Genomic DNA, 1,313 nt, shown 5'->3' on the forward strand with positions numbered 1-1,313 from the left:
AACGGTGGACGGCAAGCTGACCTTTGTCGATCACGCCTGCGGGCATGACAGCCATATGGCCTGGTGGATCGGCACCGCCAAGGCGCTGGTTTCGATGAAGGCGCAATGGCACGGCACGCTGGTGATGGTCGGCCAGCCCGCAGAGGAGGTCGTCTCCGGCGCCAAGGCCATGCTGGACGATGGGCTTTACACCAAATTCCCGAAGCCCGATTTTGCCTTTGCCGCCCATGTCGGCTCTTCGCCCACAGGGGAGGTGACGGTGAAGCAGGGCGCCACCACCTCGGCCAGCGATTCCATCGTCATCACCTTCCACGGCCAGGGCGCGCATGGCTCGATGCCCGACAAGAGCATCGACCCCATCGTGATGGGCGCCCGCTTCGTCGAGGACGTGCAGACCGTCATCAGCCGCCAGAAAGACCCGCAGAAATTCGGCGTGGTGACCGTTGGTTCGTTCCATGCGGGCACGGTGGGCAACATCATCCCCGATACGGCCCAACTCGCGCTCTCGCTGCGTTCCTATGAGCCGGGCGTGCGCAAACTGCTGCTCGATGGCGTGGGCGATACGGCGCGCGCCGTGGCGCAGATGTCGCATGCCCCCGCGCCCGATGTGGTGCGCATCCATGGCACGGCGCCGGTACTCAACGATCCGGCGCTGGCGGCGCGGGCGGCGGGCATGCTCACGCAGGCGCTGGGGAAGGATCATGTCACGCTGGTACCCGTGACTGAACCGGGCTGGACCGCCAGCGAGGATTTCTCCGAATACGCCGCCGCCGGCGTGGCGCAGACCACCTTCTTCAGCGTGGGCGGCTATGATCCCGCCGTGCTGGCCAAATACAAGGCTGAGGGCAAGCCGGTGCCGGTCAACCACTCACCTTTCTTCGCACCCGACCCCAAACCCAGCATCCGTACCGGGATGGAAGTGCTGTCGCTGGCTGTGTTGATGGTAGCCGGCAAATAGCCGGAAGCGGGTAGAAGGCATAATGCCTTAATAATTTTACATGCAGCCGACGGGTGGTCGTGGAACATTTTTTCCGCGTTCTGCCGTGCCGCATCGCACTTTATCGCACAACGCAATGGTCAGAGCGCAATCTGCCATGATTTCTGCCATGATTTTTCTTGGAGGTTTTTGGCAGTTGGCTTATGCTTTCAATAACCGCGGATCTCTGCGGTTCACAGCCCAGTTAAATCGTTTGGAAAAGTTCGGCACCTGTTGGCAAAACCTGTCGGCAAGACAGGCATCGTCGGTGTGTTCAGGAACGGCCCCGGCCCGGTGGTGATGCTGCGCACCGAACTCGACGCGCTGCCGATGGAGG

General features: G+C 62.1%; 1 protein-coding gene. It reads left to right on the plus strand.

What is annotated here, in order from left to right; genetic code table 11:
- A partial coding sequence (locus SR3_RS30275; protein WP_068095138.1) for an amidohydrolase occupies window positions 1-958 on the plus strand: 958 nt, incomplete at its 5' end.
- Window positions 959-1,313: the final 355 nt, after the last annotated feature.

It is taken from the genome of Novosphingobium rosa NBRC 15208, from assembly GCF_001598555.1.
In the GTDB taxonomy this organism is placed as follows: domain Bacteria; phylum Pseudomonadota; class Alphaproteobacteria; order Sphingomonadales; family Sphingomonadaceae; genus Novosphingobium; species Novosphingobium rosa.